The organism is Actinacidiphila sp. bgisy145, from assembly GCF_057708125.1.
This window is the reverse complement of record NZ_JBYIRL010000005.1, coordinates 1-13,218: the sequence shown is the minus strand read 5'-3', so window position 1 is coordinate 13,218 and position 13,218 is coordinate 1. Positions and strand designations below refer to the sequence as shown.

At 74.6% G+C, this 13,218-nt stretch carries 12 protein-coding genes and 1 riboswitch; of the genes, 3 read left to right on the top strand and 9 right to left on the bottom strand.

Features of this window, described 5'->3' with window-relative positions:
• Positions 1-88: 88 nt before the first annotated feature.
• Positions 89-637, top strand: coding sequence for a TetR/AcrR family transcriptional regulator (locus AC3ERT_RS06295; protein WP_335974006.1), 549 nt, complete (start codon positions 89-91; stop codon positions 635-637).
• A gap of 152 nt (positions 638-789) precedes the next feature.
• Here AC3ERT_RS06295 and AC3ERT_RS06290 read toward each other — a convergent pair whose 3' ends face one another.
• The 7 genes from AC3ERT_RS06290 to AC3ERT_RS06260 form a co-directional block, all read right to left on the bottom strand.
• A complete protein-coding gene (locus AC3ERT_RS06290; RefSeq protein WP_435173102.1) occupies positions 790-1,920 on the bottom strand; it encodes a glycosyltransferase family 4 protein in 1,131 nt (376 codons plus the stop codon).
• Positions 1,921-1,939: 19 nt separating this feature from the next.
• Positions 1,940-3,115: a M48 family metalloprotease gene (locus AC3ERT_RS06285; RefSeq protein WP_435133261.1), complete on the bottom strand. Its 1,176-nt coding sequence runs from the start codon at positions 3,113-3,115 to the stop codon at positions 1,940-1,942.
• A 5-nt stretch (positions 3,116-3,120) separates the two neighbouring features.
• A complete protein-coding gene (locus AC3ERT_RS06280; RefSeq protein ID WP_435173100.1) occupies positions 3,121-4,371 on the bottom strand; it encodes a hypothetical protein in 1,251 nt (416 codons plus the stop codon).
• A 62-nt stretch (positions 4,372-4,433) separates the two neighbouring features.
• The gene (locus AC3ERT_RS06275) at positions 4,434-5,474 is read right to left on the bottom strand and encodes a C40 family peptidase (protein WP_435133266.1); all 1,041 of its coding nucleotides are present in this window, start codon (positions 5,472-5,474) and stop codon (positions 4,434-4,436) included.
• Positions 5,475-5,720: 246 nt separating this feature from the next.
• Positions 5,721-6,752, bottom strand: coding sequence for a C40 family peptidase (locus AC3ERT_RS06270; RefSeq protein WP_335974022.1), 1,032 nt, complete (start codon positions 6,750-6,752; stop codon positions 5,721-5,723).
• 315 nt (positions 6,753-7,067) lie between these two features.
• Positions 7,068-8,447 (bottom strand): NYN domain-containing protein, encoded by a 1,380-nt coding sequence (locus tag AC3ERT_RS06265; RefSeq protein WP_435133292.1) that lies wholly within the window; start codon positions 8,445-8,447, stop codon positions 7,068-7,070.
• A gap of 90 nt (positions 8,448-8,537) precedes the next feature.
• Positions 8,538-8,798, bottom strand: coding sequence for a hypothetical protein (locus AC3ERT_RS06260; protein WP_335974025.1), 261 nt, complete (start codon positions 8,796-8,798; stop codon positions 8,538-8,540).
• A 169-nt stretch (positions 8,799-8,967) separates the two neighbouring features.
• Between AC3ERT_RS06260 and AC3ERT_RS06255 the strand changes: the two genes are divergently transcribed.
• Together AC3ERT_RS06255 and AC3ERT_RS06250 are read left to right on the top strand one after the other, a co-directional pair.
• Entirely contained in the window at positions 8,968-9,747 is a 780-nt protein-coding gene (locus AC3ERT_RS06255) for a rhomboid family intramembrane serine protease (protein ID WP_335974029.1), read from the top strand.
• On the top strand, positions 9,744-10,025 hold the full coding sequence (locus tag AC3ERT_RS06250; protein WP_335974033.1) for an Lrp/AsnC family transcriptional regulator: 282 nt from the start codon (positions 9,744-9,746) through the stop codon (positions 10,023-10,025). The genes AC3ERT_RS06255 and AC3ERT_RS06250 overlap by 4 nt, the downstream gene beginning before the upstream one ends.
• A 63-nt stretch (positions 10,026-10,088) precedes the next feature.
• Here AC3ERT_RS06250 and AC3ERT_RS06245 read toward each other — a convergent pair whose 3' ends face one another.
• Both AC3ERT_RS06245 and trpD read right to left on the bottom strand, forming a co-directional pair.
• The gene (locus tag AC3ERT_RS06245; RefSeq protein WP_335974176.1) at positions 10,089-11,456 is read right to left on the bottom strand and encodes an aminotransferase class V-fold PLP-dependent enzyme; all 1,368 of its coding nucleotides are present in this window, start codon (positions 11,454-11,456) and stop codon (positions 10,089-10,091) included.
• Positions 11,457-11,701: 245 nt separating this feature from the next.
• Positions 11,702-11,819: riboswitch (SAM riboswitch) on the bottom strand.
• An 83-nt stretch (positions 11,820-11,902) separates the two neighbouring features.
• On the bottom strand, positions 11,903-12,970 hold the full coding sequence (gene trpD, locus AC3ERT_RS06240) for an anthranilate phosphoribosyltransferase (RefSeq protein WP_335974035.1): 1,068 nt from the start codon (positions 12,968-12,970) through the stop codon (positions 11,903-11,905).
• Between the last annotated feature and the right edge of the window lie 248 nt (positions 12,971-13,218).

Sequence of the window (13,218 nt, the reverse complement as noted above, 5' to 3'; positions counted from 1 at the left end):
GCGTACGCGCGACGTACCCGGGGACCCGCCGGCCGGGGGCGGGCCGAAAGACCGCAGACCTGCGGGAGCGGCGGTGTTCCAGGAGGCGGTGACCACCGCTATCACCGGCGCGATGTTCGACCAGCTGGCCGAGACGGGCTACGCGCGGATGTCGATGGACGCCGTGGCGCGCCGGGCCGGCGTGGGCAAGGCGGCGGTCTACCGCCGCTGGCCGTCCAAGCAGGCCATGCTGGTCGACGTGGTGGGGGCGGTCATGCGGGACAACCTGCCGCGGGTGCCGGACACCGGGTCGCTGGCCGGCGACGTCCACGCGTTCCTCGACGTGATCGTCGCGCAGACCGCCGACCCCCGCGTCCGCCGGATCGTCCTTGACCTCCTGGTCGAGACCACCCGCGCCACCGAGCTCGCCACCGCCCTGCACGCCGTCGTCACCCAGCCGCGCCGCACCGCCGTCGCCGAAGTCCTCACCCGCGCGGTCGACCGGGGCGAACTCTCCGCGGACCTCGACCGCGAACTCGGCCTCGACCTGCTCATCTCACCCTTGCTCACACGCCTGTTCGCGACCGCCGACCGCATCGACGAGGACTACCTCCCCCACCTGACCACCGCGATCGTCAGCGCCCTCACCGCCCTGTGACCGCCGGCGCCACCGCACCGGGGGCGCCGGGTGGGAATGCGCCGGGGCGGCGCCGTCGGGCGCCGCCCCGGCGGAAGGTGCTTTCCCCGGCGGGCGCGACGGCGAGGGCACCGTGGACGAGTTCGCCCACGGCCACGGCATGCGCGGTCGAGCTAGAGGAGGGACTGGAGGCGGGACGCCAGGAGGTCCCAGGTCCAGGTGTCGTGGACCCAGGCGCGGCCCCGGGCACCCATGGCGCCGCGCAGTTCGGGGTCGCGCAGGAGCGCGAGGATGCGGGAGGCGGCCTGCTCGGGGGAACCCCCGGGCACGACGTACCCGGTCTCGCCGTCGAGGACGGCGTCGGGCGCGCCCCCGGAGTCGCCGGCGACGACCGGCAGGCCCATCGCGGACGCCTCCAGGTAGACGATGCCGAGCCCTTCGACGTCGAGCCCGCCCCGCCGGGTCCGGCACGGCATCGCGAAGACGTCGCCGGCCCCGAAGTGCGCGGGGAGTTCGGCCCAGGGCACGCTGCCGGTGAAGCGGACGGCCGCGGCGACCCCGGTCCGGGCCGCGAGCTTCTCCAGGTCGCCGCGGTAGGGCCCGCCGCCGACGAGGAGGAGGACCGCGTCGGGCACCTCCCGCAGGATGCGGGGCATCGCCAGGATCAGCGTGTCCTGCCCCTTGCGGGGCACCAGCCGGGACACGCAGACGACGACCGGCCGGTCCGCGAGCCCGAGCCGGGCCCGCAGCACCGGGCCGTCGGGACTGGGGTGGAAGACCTTCTCGTCGACGCCGGGCGGCAGTTGGACCATCCGCGCGGCCGCCTCGGGGGTGAGCGCGGCCGCGATCCGGGACCGCGAGTACTCCCCGAGGTAGGTCAGCGTGTCGGTGCCCTCGCCGATCCGGCGCAGCAGTCGGCGGCTGGCGGGCAGCTGCGCCCAGGCGGCTTCGTGGCCGTGGGTGGTGCCGACGAGCCGGCGGGCGCCGGCCCTGCGCAGGGCGGGCGCCATGAGGCCGAGCGGGGCGGCCGCCCCGAACCACACCGACGAGCAGCCGTGTTCGCGCAGGAGCTGGACCGCGCGCCGGGTGACCCGGGGGGTCGGGACCATCATCTTCGTCCGGTCCCGCACGACCGTGAAGGGCTGCTCGGCGTCGAAGCGGGCGACCTCGCGCCCGTCCCGCCAGGTGGAGGCGTACACCACGACCTGCTCGGGGTCCATCCGCAGCGCCATGCTGTGCACGAACGCCTGGATGCCGCCGGGCCGCGGCGGGAAGTCGTTGGTGACGACGAGGGTCTTTTCCATCGCTGCCGACAGTACCGCCTCACTGTGCCGGCGGGTGCGCGGCGGCCCAGGCGCGGGCGGCCGCGATGCGTTCGGCGGCCGTCGGGTGGCTGCCGAGGAGCGCGTGCGCGAGCCGGGGCGGCGCCGGGTCGGCCACGTTGGCCACGGTCAGCCGGCGCTGCATGGCGACGAAGGTCGCCGGGTCTGCGGTGGTGTCCAGGGCGTGCCGGTCGGCGCGGCGCTCGACCCGGCGGCTGAGGGCGGCGGTGAGCGGACCGCCGAGGGTGCCGCCGACCGCGGCCGCGGCCGCCAGCAGCCAGCCCGAGCGCGGGTCGGCGAAGTGCCGTACCCCGGCGGCGTGCAGCAGCGGCGCCCAGCTGACGACGGCGGCCAGCACGCACACCCCGGCCGCGGCGCCGAGCGCGCCCAGCGCGGTGCCGCGGGCCACGTCGCGGTGGACGACATGGCCGAGTTCGTGGGCGACGACGAGTTCCACCTCGCGCGGGTCGGCGGTCTCCAGCAGGGTGTCGTAGACGACGATGCGGCGGGTGCCGCCGAGCCCGGAGACGTACGCGTTGAGCGCGGTCGTCCGGCGGGAGGCGTCGGCGACGAGCACGTCCTTCACGGCGACGCCGTCCCGGGCGGCCAGCGCCAGCAGGTCGGTGCGCAGAGCGCCGGGCGCCATGGGCGTGAAGCGGTTGAAGAGCGGCTCGAAGACCAGCGGGGCGAGGAAGGACAGCAGCACCGTCAGCGCGGCCGCGCCGAGCGCCGCCCACGCCCACCACCAGCGGGTCGCACCGGCGAGCGCGTAGACCGCGAAGAGCACGCCGAGCGCGAGCGGCAGCGACACCGCCAGCCCGCGGGCCCGGTCCACCGCCCAGCCGCCCCAGCCCTGCGTGACCAGGCCGTAGCGGCGCCGGACCACCCGGCCGCGGGCGGCGAAGGGCAGCCCGGCCGCCTCCCCGAGCACCACCAGCGTCACCGCGGCGCCCGCCACCCGCACCGCCCAGCTCTCCCCGAACGCCGCGACCAGCCGGGCCCCGCCCGAGGTCAGGCCGAGCACCAGCATCAGCGCGAGCGCGACCGCGGACGAGGCCAGCGACAAGGGCAGCACCTGCCGCCGCAGCTCCCGCCCCCGGGCGACCTGCTCGGCGGTGAAGTCGGGCCCCGCGTCGGCGGGTTCGCCGTGCGCGCCGCCCGTGTCCTGTCCGCTCACCCCGGTCACCCCAGCTCCTGTTCCACGTAGGACCGCCACCGCGCGGTGAACTGCGCCGACCCGATGCCGAGCGCGGCCCGCAGGTGCGCGTCGAGCGTGCCACCTTGCGCCACCGCGCGGTAGAACGCCGTCAGCGTCTGCGGCGACCACTGGTCGGCGATCAGCCGGCAGGCCAGCCAGCCGCCCTCGTACGCCTGCGCGAGGTCCTTCGCGTCGGAGCGGAAGTCCGCGGCGGTGGGGAGCGCGGCGGGCGTACGGCCGGCCCCGACGTCGGCGGCCAGCTCCGGCGCGATCTCCCGCGCGGTGCGGCCCGAGTCGCGGTAGGCCACCCAGTCCGCGACGCCCTCCGACAGCCACAGCGGGGTGGACGCGGTCGTGGACAGCCGGGTGGCGACGTGCGTCGTCTCATGGGTGAGCACCACCTGCCGCCCGAACGCGGACAGTTCGCCGAACGCCGCCGGGTTGAGGACCACCCGGTCCGCGGGCGCCGCCGTGTTCCCGCCGCCCTCGCCGGTCGTGACCGCCGCGATGTCCCGGTAGTCCGCCGGGTCGGCCGACAACAGCGCCGCCATCTGGTCCAGCGTCGAGGGCGCCTCCACCACCACGTCTCCGGGCCAGCCCGACCCGAAGGCGTGCCGCACCTCCGGCACCGCCTGGTCCGCGTCCTCGGCGTACCCGCGCAGCCGCCGCACGTCGCCGAGCCCGAGCACCAGGCTGTGTGCCCCGCGCACCACCCGCACCGGCCCCTGGTCCCAGATCTGCACCGCCGTACGGTGCCCGCTCGCCGCCCCGTCGTCGTCCCCGGCCAGGTACCAGTGCCCCGCGCGCCGCGCCACCGTCAGGTACGCCGTCGAGACCACCGGCCGGCTGTCGTATCCCCGCAGCCGGTACTCCAGCCGCACCTCCACCGCCGTCCGCGCGCTGCCGTCCGCGCTCGGCGGCAGGGCGAACGCCCCGGTCCGCACCACCTCGTACGACCACGCCGCCAGCGGCACGTCGGCGAGGTCGGCGAACACCTTCACCTGGCGTGCCCGGAACCGGGTGGCCTTCGGGTCGATCCCCGCCAGGAACTCCGCACGGTCCCGCTGGACCACCGCGTGCGACCGCTGCGCCAGCAGCGTCCGCGCGGCCGCCGCCACCGACTCCCCCGCGCTCGGCTTCGCCGCACCCGACGTGCACCCCGCAACCAGCACCGCCCCGCAGACCCCGGCCGCGATCCCCCGCACCACCCGCGATCCGCGCACCCCGCCAGCCATTCCGCGATCGTATTACCCGCCGACCGCCGGTCCCCCGGCGCCCCGGCCGGTCCGGCGCGCCCTCAGGGCCGGGTGACCGCGGTGATCGGCATCATCCCCACCGGGTCGTAGCGCACCCGCGCACCCGGGTACGGCGCGTGGATGACCCGCCCGCCGCCGACGTACATCGCGACATGGCTGGCGTCGGAGCGGTAGATCACCAGGTCCCCGGGCCGGGCCTGGCTGAGCGGGACGTGCTGCCCCGCGTTCATCTGCTCCTGCGAGGTCCGCGGCAGCGCCACCCCCGCCTGCGCGTACGCGTACTGCATCAGCCCGGAGCAGTCGAACGAGCCGGGCCCGGTGGCGCCCCACACGTACGGCGCGCCGAGCATCCGGCGGGCCGCGGCGACCGCGAGCGCGGCCCGCCCGGAGGACGCCGGCAGGTCCAGCAGCGGCGGCAGCGCCTGGTCCCGGGAGGCGCGCACCGAGCCGTCGCCGTCGCGGTAGGCGGCCTGCGCGGACGCGGGCATCGAGTGGAGCACGGTCCGGGCGGTGGCCAGCGCCTGCTGGACGCCGGCCTTGCGGCGCTGGAGCTGCTCGGTGGTGCTCCGCAGCTCCGCGAGCTTGCCGGCCGCCTGGTCCCGCTCCTGCCGCAGCACCCGCTGCGCCTCCTGGAGTTCGGCCAGCTGAGCGGCCTGCCGGGCGCCGAGCCGGTCGATCGCGGCTGCCTGGTCGAGGTACTGGCCGGGCCGGTCGGACAGCAGCAGCGCCAGCGTCGGGTCCACCGCGCCGTCGCGGTACTGCGCGGCGGCGACCGCGCCGAGGTCGTCGCGCAGCGCGTTGACCCGCTGCTGGCCGCGCGCGGCCCGGTCCTGGAGGTCGGCCACCTCGCCGCGCAGCCGCTGGGCGGTCTCCTGGGCGGCGTCGTACTTCTGGGTGTCCTGCTCGGCCTGCTGGTAGAGGCGGTCGAGTTGGGTCGCGGCGTCCGGGGCCGCCCCGCCGGCGGGGTCGGCCGACGCGAACTGGGCGGCGCCGCCCGACAGCGCTGCCGCGGCCGCCGCCGACAGCACGGTGACCCTGGAGGTGCGAAGCCCCGGTTTCGGGGTGCGTCGATGAGAAGCCACGAACGCTGACAGTAATCGCGTCGTGGCGCACCGTTCAAAGATCGCCGGCGGCCGTCCGGTGCGTCGCGCGCGTGAACCGCAGGTCACGCGCCCGCCGCCCGCCCGCTCGGCAAGGTGTTCATCACCCGTCCGCCGTACGGGAGTCGGGCGCGTCGCGGGGCTCGCGGAGCTCCCGGGCCGAAGAAGCGAGCGGCCGACTCCGGGGTACGGAGCGGCCGCTCGGTTGCTGCGAGGTGGTGCGGTGCGTCAGATCCGCACGCCGAACTCGAAGGGCATGTCGCTCATCGCCTCGTAGCGCACGACCGCGCCCGGCTTCGGAGCGTGCAGCACCATGCCGTTGCCCGCGTAGAGCCCGACGTGGTGGAAGTCGCCGTAGAAGATGACCAGGTCGCCGACTTCGAGCTGCGAGGCGCTGTAGATCCGGGTGCCGGCGTTCGCCTGCTCCTCGGAGGTGCGGGGTATGGAGGCCCCGGCCTGGGCGTAGGCCCAGGAGGTCAGGCCCGAGCAGTCGAACTGGCTGGGCCCGGTGGCGCCGTAGTAGTACGGGTCGCCGATCCTGGTCTTGGCGGCGTCGAACGCGGCCTGCGCGAGGGCGCTGGCGGCCTTGGCGTTGCCGAGGTCCACCCGGGAGCTGGCCCGGCTGGCGGCGGCCGCGTCCTGGGCCGCGATCTGCGCGCGCTGGGCGGCGGTCAGGCTGTTGAGGACCGTCTGCGCCTTGGCGAGCTTGGTCTGCGCGTCCTTCTTGTTCTTCGCCAGGTCCGCGCGGGTGCTCTGCACCTCCGCGAGCTTCGCGGCGGCCTGGGCCCGCTCCTGGTCCAGTGTCTGCTTCGCGCTCTCCAACTGCTGGAGCGCGCCGGCCTGGAGCGAGGTGATCTGATCGAGCGAGCTCGCCTGGTCCAGGTAGTCGTCCGGGTTGGAGGACAGGAACAGCTGGAGCGAGGGGTCGATGCCCCCGCTGCGGTACTGCGAGGCCGCGATCGCGCCGATGTTGTCCCGCAGCTTGTTCAGCTTCTCCTGCTGGCGGGCGACCTGGTCCTGGAGGTTGGACGCGTCCTTCTGCAGCGACGTCAGCTTCTCGTTGGCCGCGTCGTACTTCTGCGTGGCCTGCTCGGCCTGGTCGTACAGCGCGTCGACCTTGGACTTGGCGTCCTTGACGGACTCCTTGGCGGGCGCTGCGTTGGCGGCCTGCGAGGACAGCGCGACCGCTGCCGCCGCGGTGGCGGTCAGTACGGTGACGCGCATGCGGCTTGCCGGCTTGGGACGACGGTGGGACGCCACGAAGGCGGTCTCCTTCTTCCTTCAGCCGCCTACCGGTTCACTGGCGGGCGGCCTCCGAGCGTCACCCGGGTTGGATGATCGACTGCGCGGAGGTACGAGCCCCGACCCTAGTGACCGGACTGTGATCGGTTCAAATCCTTGTAGGCAAAATCTCGACCGCATCGCATATTCTTTACGCACCTTGCACATGGGGTGAGGGTCACCGAACGCAGCGTTGACGGTCGTGCGCAAGTGAACACCGGCCACCGCCCGCCGGCCCGGCCCGCGCACCGCGCCACCGCCGAACGGCCGGAAAACGACGGTGAGTTGGCGCCGTCAGACCCGGGCGAGCCGCTTGAGCAGCAGCACCGACGCCACCGGGCGGGCCCCGGCTTTCGCCACCCCGTCGGCCACCTCGCGGTCCGCGGAGACCACCACGATCTGCCGCCCGGGCGGCTCGGCCCGCACCAGCCGCCGGATCAACTCATCAGCGGTCTCACCGGCCTTGGAGAACAGCACCCGCACCCCGCGCGGCGGCGCGAGCAGCACCGGCATGTCCAGGTCGGCGCCGTCGAAGACGCAGGTGACCTCCGCGCCGCTCTGCGCGGCCAGCGCCGCCAGGCCCCCCAGCAGCCGCAGCCGCTGCTTCTCCAACGGCAGCGCCGGATAACCGGTCTTGGTGACGTTGTAGCCGTCGACGACCAGGTGCGCCTGCGGCAGCGCGAGGAGCTGGTCCAGCAGCGCCGGGTCGGTGTCCGACAGCGCCCTGGTGGCGATGTCGCGCGCGCTGAACGCCCCGGGCGCCACCGCGTCCACGGTGTCGGCCGGCCGCACCCCGAGGGTGTCGCGCGGCGGCAGCGCCAACTCGCGGCGCAGCCCGGCCGCCGCGTCCAGCACCGTGTCCAGCAGCAGCCGCAGCCGGACCTCCTCCACACTGCGGCCCTCGCGCACCGCGCGCCGCCCGGCCTCCACGGCCGCCTCGGCCTCGGTGAGCTTCGTCCGCAGCCGGCGGGCCTCGCTCTCGGCCGCGGCGCGCTCGCGCGCGGCGGCCGCCCGGACCTCGTCCAGTTCGGCCTGGAGCTTGCGCTGCGCGGACTCCGCCCGCTTCACGTCGCTGTGCGCGGCGCGCAGCTTGCGGTGCAGCGCGTCGCCCTCCTTGCGTACGGCGTCCAGCTCGCCGCGGGCGCGGGCCGCGTCCGCGCGGACCTGCGCCTGGAGCGCGGCCACCTCCTCGCGCAGCCGGGCGAGTTCGCGCACCGCCTCCTCGTCGGCCCGCTCGGCGTCGGCCCGTTGGACCTCCTCGCCCGCGGTCGCCACGAGCTTGGCCCAGCCCTCCGGGCGCAGCAGGTACGCCGCCGCGGCCACGTCCAGCGGATCGGCGGCCGGCGGCGCGGTGCCGGCGTCGAGCGCGCCGGTCAGCTCCGGCTGCGCCTCGCGCAGCCGCCCGGCGACCTTCTGCCGGAACGCGGCGTCGGACTCCAGGGCGGCGGCCAGCGCGGTCCCGGCGTACTTCACGCGGCGGGTGGGGGTGAAACGGGCGTACGGGCGCAGGGACACCGGCAGTTCGGGGAAGGTGAACCCGCCGAAAGCGTCGGCGGCGATGGCGACCACCCGGTGGCGCACGCCCTCGGGCAGCGGCCGGTCGAGCGTCGGCTCGCCGGGACCCGGCGCGAGCTCCTCGTCGGGCAGCGGTCGGCCGCCGTTACCATCCACCAGTCACTCCCTGTCGGGTTCCTCGGCGCCCTCCCGGCCTCCTTCGATCCCTCCGGCCGTCGCCTGCTGCTTCCATTGTCCCCGCAACAGGACTCAACCCTGTGCGGGACCGTCCGTCACGTCCTTGCCAGGCCGGTCCACCAGTTCGATCTGGTCGACCGCGTTGCACCACCGGCAGCGCACGGACTCCACGGTCTCGCTGAGCACCTCGGTCTCCTCGGTGCGCGGCTCGCCGCCCAGGTCGAGGTGGACGTACTCGACCACCCGGGTCGAACGGGTGACGTCGAACCTCGTCAGGTTGCCGCACAGGGTGCAGCGCCACCTGGTGGTCGCGGTCGGCAGGGGAACCGTCATCGGCTCGGGCACCTCTCTCGTCTCGGTGCGTCCACGGGGGGCGGACCTCGGCTCACCCCTACCCATCAGGACGGGCGTGTGTGCCCCGGTCACCCTACGGCCTTGGAGGCACGGCGCGCTGCGGCGAGGCGTTCCCTGCCGGTTGGTCCGCTTCCGTCATGATCGGTGCATGGTCATCCCGGTGTACGACAAGAACCCGGTCCGCCGCCGTCCGGTCGTGACCTACGCGCTCATCGCCCTGTGCACCGCGGTCTTCCTGGCCGGCCCGGTCTCCGGCTTCGTCCGCCTCTACGGCAGCGGTCACGCGCTCCAGTGCGCGCAGGCGGTGTACTTCGACCGCTGGGGGGTGATCCCCAGCGAGCTGTTCCACGGCCGCACCCCGGTCGCGCAACTCGACCTGCCCGCGGGCTGCCGCACCCCGGGCGCCTTCCCGAAGGTGCCGTTCCTGTCGGTGCTGACCTCGATGTTCGTGCACGGCGGCTGGCTGCACCTGATCGGCAACATGCTCTTCCTCTACGTCTTCGGGGACAACGTGGAAAGCCGCATGGGCCGGGTGCGCTTCGCGCTGTTCTACCTCGCGGCGGGCTACCTCGCCGCCTACGGGTTCGCCTTCGCCAACAGCGGGGACACCCAGAGCCTGGTCGGCGCGTCGGGGGCGATCTCCGGGGCCCTGGGCGCCTACCTCTACCTCTATCCCAGGGCCCGGGTGACCAGCCTGTTCCCGTTCCTGTTCTTCGTGCCGCTGCGCTTCCCGGCGTGGGTGGTGCTCGGCTTCTGGTTCGTGCTCCAGTGGCTGGCCGCGCAGACCGCGCAGGGCGGGCCCGGCGTCGCCTACCTCGCGCACGTGGTCGGTTTCGCCTTCGGCTTCCTGTGCGCATGGGTCTGCTACCGGCCACGGCGTAAGGTGAGCGTCGTCATCGCACCCACCCGAGGAGACGTCCAGCCGTGATCACCGCGATCGTGCTCATCAAGACCTCAGTGGACCAGATCCCCGAGATCGCCGAGTCGATCGCCGCACTGGAGCACGTCAGCGAGGTGTACTCGGTGACCGGGACCTACGACCTGGTCGCCCTGGTGCGGGTCGCCCGCCACGACGACCTCGCCGACATCATCCCCGGGCGCATCTCCAAGATCCCGGGTGTCGAGGTGACCGACACGCACGTGGCGTTCCGGACGTACTCCCAGCACGACCTGGAGGCCGCGTTCTCCATCGGGCTGGACTCCTAGCCGCCCGTACTCCTGGCTGCCCGTACTCCTGGCCGCCCGCGCCTTCGTGGAGCGCGCCGTCCGTCAGCGGACGGGGACGCAGCGGCCCGCCTCGGTGCGGTAGCTCCATGCGGCGCCCTCGCGGACGAGGGTGCCGACGGCCCCGAGGAAGCGGTCGATGTGCTCCTGGGGGGTGCCCGCGCCGAAGCTGACCCGGACGGCGTTCAGGGAGCGCTCACCGGGCTCGGCGTCGGGGGCGCCGCACTCCCCCGGCTCGTCCGGCTCCGTGTCCAGGAGGGTCCGCACCAGCGGGTGCGCGCAGAACAGCCCGTCCCGTACACCGATCCCGTACTCCGCCGAGAGCGCCGCCGCGAAGTGCGAGGAGTTCCAGCCGCGCACGACGAAGGAGAGCACGCCGACCCGGGCCGAGCCGGACCCGAACAGCGAGAGCACCCGCACCTCGGGGAAGGCGGCGAGGCCGTCCCGCAGCCGGGCGAGCAGTTCACGCTCACGGGTGACAAGGGTGTCGAAGCCCGCCTCGGTAAGCGCCTTGCACGCCGACGCGATGGCGTAGGCGCCGATCACGTTCGGCGAGCCTGCCTCGTGCCGGGCGGTGCCGGAGTGCCACTCCACGGACAGCTCGTCACCGGAGCGGGCGACCTTGCGGGTGGCGCCGCCCCCGGCGAGGTACGGCTCGGCGTCCCGCAGCCAGTCGGCCCGCCCGGCGAGCACCCCGGCGCCGAACGGCGCGTACAGCTTGTGCCCGGAGAAGGCCACCCAGTCGACGTCGAGCGCGGTGATGTCCACCGGGTGGTGCGGGGCGAGCTGGGCGGCGTCCAGCACGATCCGGGCGCCGTGCCGGTGTGCGGCGGCCGCCAGTTCGCGCACCGGCCAGATCTCGCCGGTGACGTTGGACGCGCCGGTCACACAGACCAGCTTCGGGCCCTTGGGGGCGCCGTGCAGCGCCACGTCCAGGGACGCGACGGCCTGCTCCGGGGTGCGCGGCGCGGGCAGATACACGACCTGCCCGCCCTCGACGCGCTGCCAGGGCAGCAGGGCCGCGTGGTGCTCGGTGTCGAAGACGTAGACGCGGGTCCCGGCCGGGAGGGCGGCGGCCAGCAGGTTGAGCGAGTCGGTGGTGGAGCGGGTGAAGACCAGCTCGTCGTCCGGGCGGCAGCCCAGGAACTCCGCGACGGTCTCGCGGCTCTGCTCGAACAGGTCGGTCGACAGTTGCGAGAGGTAGCCGGCACCGCGGTGCACGCTGCCGTAGTACGGCGCGTAGGCGGCGACGTCGTCCCACACCCGCTGGAGCGCGGGGGCGCTCGCGGCGTAGTCGAGCGCGGCGTACCCCACTTCCCCACCGGTGACGAGCGGCACCCGCACGTCCCGGCCGAGTACGGGCAGCGGGGCGGACGTACAGGTGGGGCAGTCGGCGTCGGCGCCTTCGCTGATGGCGGTGGCGGTGGCGGTGGCCCCGACCGTGCTCTTGGCGGTGCTGGTGGTGCTGGTGCGGGCGGCGGAGGTGGCGGCGGTGGTCAAGGCGAACTCCCGGCGGAAGGCAGGCGAAAGCACCACGAAGCGGCGGCCGGGAACGGCCGCGCGGACGGCGCGGTGCAGAGGTGATCGGGCGGAATTGCTGGTGGCAGAACCGGGGCCGACAGGCCCTAACGCATTCGCTTGCTCATGAAAGAACTCCCCAGTCCGGCTTGCTGTGAGCCTCGCTGCATCACAGCCTGGTCATCACCCGGGGCACCCCGCCTCGGACGGAGGGTTGCCGGACAGCGAGCCGGGGCCTTTGCGCTGTCACTCGTGACCTGGGACAAGATTGTGCCATACGGCGGCGCGGGCGCAAGACCCCGTCCGGAAAGTGGACGGCGCCGTGCGCCCGCGCCTCTTCGCTACGCCCGGGTCGCCGCCACCCAGCGCTCCAGTACGCCCTCCGCCGCGCCCGAGTCGATCGACTCCGCCGCCCGGACCAGGCCGGCGCTGATCCGCTCCTCCAGGGTGCCGCCGCCGGTGGCCCCCAACGCGGTCAGCGTCGCCGCGGAGTTGAGCAGCACCGCGTCCCGCACCGGCCCGCGCTCACCGGCGAGCAGCCGCCGGGCCACCTCCGCGTTGTACCCGGCCTCGCCGCCGCGCAGCGCCTCCACCGGCACCAGCTCCAGGCCGACGTCCCGCGGGTCGAACCCGGTGTGCTCCACCTTGCCGTCCTTGACCACCCACACCTGCGAGGTCGCGGTAGTGGTCAGCTCGTCCAACCCGTCGTCACCGCGGAACACCAGCGCCGACGAACCGCGTTCGGCGAGCACCCCGGCGAGGATCGGCGCCATCCGCAGGTCCGCGACGCCGGTCGCCTGCGCCCGCACCCGCGCCGGGTTGGTCAGCGGGCCGAGGAAGTTGAAGGGCGTCGCCACCCCCAACTCGCTGCGCGCGGCGGCCACATGGCGCAGCGCCGGGTGGAACCGGACCGCGAAGCAGAAGGTGATGCCCACCTCCACGGCGACCTCCGCGACGCGCCGCGCGGGCAGGTCGAGGTTCACGCCGAGCGCGGCCAGCACGTCGGACGCGCCGCTCTTGGAGGACGCGGACCTGCTGCCGTGCTTCACCACCCGCGCGCCGGTACCGGCCACCACGATCGCCGACATCGTGGAGATGTTCACGGAGTTCGACCGGTCGCCGCCGGTGCCGACCACGTCCACGGTCGGGCCGGGCACCTCGATCGTCGTCGCGTGCGCGTACATCGCCTCGACCAGCCCGGCGATCTCCGCGACCGTCTCGCCCTTGCTGCGCAGCGCCACCGCGAAGCCGGCGATCTGCGCGTCGGTGGCCTCGCCGCTCATGATCGAGTCCATCGCCCACGCGGTCTCCGCGGAGCTGAGGTCGTCGCGGCGGATCAGGGCGCCCAGGATGTCCGGCCACGAGCGCGCGGCCCCGGGTACGCCTCCGGCGGGGTGCACAACGCTCATGGCTTCACGCTCCATGTTCCTAGGGCGGTACGTCCCCCGCACCCTACCGGTGCCGAGCGCCCGCAAGGGGCGCGGGGAACTGCGCGCTCAGCCGTCTGCGGACCGCAGGTCGTCACCGGCCCGGTGGGGCAGTTGCTGTCGTTGCCGGACCACCCGCCGGTGGGTGGCTGGTCGCTCCGTTCTCCCCCAGAGCTGCGCCTGGGCGGTGCCCCCACGCGCCCCTTGCGGGCGCCCAAAGGCCCGGGGGA

What these genes read in the sequence shown, in the direction of transcription:
- AC3ERT_RS06290 (WP_435173102.1), bottom strand. Translation starts at nt 1,920, where the DNA reads ATGGAAAAGACCCTCGTCGTCACCAACGACTTCCCGCCGCGGCCCGGC.
- AC3ERT_RS06280 (WP_435173100.1), bottom strand. Translation starts at nt 4,371, where the DNA reads ATGGCTGGCGGGGTGCGCGGATCGCGGGTGGTGCGGGGGATCGCGGCC.
- AC3ERT_RS06260 (WP_335974025.1), bottom strand. Translation starts at nt 8,798, where the DNA reads ATGACGGTTCCCCTGCCGACCGCGACCACCAGGTGGCGCTGCACCCTG.
- AC3ERT_RS06255 (WP_335974029.1), top strand. Translation starts at nt 8,968, where the DNA reads ATGGTCATCCCGGTGTACGACAAGAACCCGGTCCGCCGCCGTCCGGTC.
- trpD (WP_335974035.1), bottom strand. Translation starts at nt 12,970, where the DNA reads ATGAGCGTTGTGCACCCCGCCGGAGGCGTACCCGGGGCCGCGCGCTCG.